General features: G+C 68.0%; 1 protein-coding gene. It reads right to left on the bottom strand.

The window, feature by feature from the left end:
- Positions 1 to 98 precede the first annotated feature (98 nt).
- Entirely contained in the window at positions 99 to 1040 is a 942-nt protein-coding gene (locus tag ACPXCB_RS31490; RefSeq protein ID WP_425879758.1) for an SCO2521 family protein, read from the bottom strand.
- Positions 1041 to 1167 lie beyond the last annotated feature (127 nt).

Here is a 1167-nt window from a genome sequence, read left to right as displayed (position 1 = left end):
GAGAACGCGCCCGCATCCGCAACGAACGACAACGACCCTGGGGCCAACCCACCACCCGCGCAGCCTGACCAACACCCTGAACGTTCGTGGTCAAGGCACTAGCTGACCGCCGGGCGGTTGGCCAGGTCACGTACCAGGATCATCGTGCCGACTGTGAGCTGGTCACGGATCCAGTTCACCGACGAGGTCCACTGCCGGCTGAAGCCGGGGACCTCCTCAAGCCGCTCCCAGATCGGCAGCAGACGCGGGTCCACCCGGGCGCCGGGCAGCCACAGGTGCAGCAGGTGCGCCAGTACCGGCCGGAGCTGGTTGATGTGCTGCTGTGCTGGAACTCTGCGAGCCACTGCGGTTTCCACTACGGCCGACAGGCTGGTGAGCAACCAGTCGTGCAGGGCGAGGTCCTCGCACAGGCCGGCCACCGCGGCCGGCACGTCCTGCGGGCTGACGACGAGTTCGACCGTCCGTAGGGTGGGCGACTCCACCGTTACCGTAGCGCGGCCCCTCGCGTCCGGATTCGGGTCGACCTGCGCGGTCCAGCGCAGTCGGGTCCGCGCCGCGCGCAGCGGCGGGCGCCGGTCCAGCAGGTCGGACATCTGCACGCTGTCGAGTATCCGACCGGTAATCGCTTCCAGATTCAACACGTCCGCGGCCATGCCTTGGCGGAAGCCTGCGGCCAGGTCGGTGGGGTCGAGTCGGCCGACCGTCTCCAGCACACCGGGTCTGGCCAGGTAGTGCGACCACGGCCGGCGGCGGTTGCCGCCGACGACCTGGATGACCGAGGACGCCTGTACGATCCGGCCGCCCGTAATGATCGCCCGGGTAACCACCGCGCCAACCCCGCGTAGTTTCCGGCTCTTGGCGCTGGGTAGCCAACAGTCCACGCCGGTACGAATGTCTGGTGACACCGCGTAAAGGGATGGGCGCCGGGAGGTGAGCACGGCCTCGCCCTGTACCAGGCTCAGCACCTCGGAGGTCTGCTCCTGCGCTAGGGCGGCGCTATGTTGCAGCAGGCCGGTGTGTACCTCACCCATCGTGAGCATCGCTACCTCCGCCCGTCTGATCTGGCGAATGCCGTCTGTCGGTCACCGGGAGGTTGCGTCCACGGAAGTGGTGTACGACTTGCCCGTGATGGGCGTGTTGCGTAGATGAGAGACGGCCACCGCGCGA

The sequence above is a fragment of the Micromonospora sp. DT62 genome (assembly GCF_049847285.1).
GTDB classification, from domain to species: domain Bacteria; phylum Actinomycetota; class Actinomycetes; order Mycobacteriales; family Micromonosporaceae; genus Micromonospora; species Micromonospora reichwaldensis.
This window is presented reverse-complemented; position numbering and strand designations above follow the sequence as displayed.